The organism is Profundicola chukchiensis (genome assembly GCF_029664245.1).
Classification (GTDB): Bacteria; Bacteroidota; Bacteroidia; order Flavobacteriales; family Weeksellaceae; genus Profundicola; species Profundicola chukchiensis.
Window position 1 is genome coordinate 1 of the sequence record NZ_JANAIE010000050.1, and the last position, 233, is coordinate 233.

A 233-nucleotide genomic window follows, 5' to 3' on the forward strand; every position below is an offset into this window, starting at 1 on the left:
CGACATTCTACAATTTCACCCATCCCGCTGCCGCGGCACTGGCCGAGAAGGTGGCAAGCCTTGCGCCCGGACGGCTCAACAATGTCTATTTCGGCAATTCAGGTTCGGTCGCCAACGATACTGCCGTGCGCGTCCTGCACCACTACAACAACCTTCGCGGCAAACCGCAGAAAAAGCACATACTCAGCCGTATGGGGGCCTATCACGGCTCGACCCACATGGCGATGGCCTTG

General features: G+C 58.8%; 1 protein-coding gene. It reads left to right on the top strand.

Annotated features, from left to right (window positions below):
* Positions 1-233 (top strand): aminotransferase class III-fold pyridoxal phosphate-dependent enzyme (locus NLM59_RS11635; RefSeq protein WP_304417950.1); only part of this gene is annotated, 233 nt, incomplete at both ends.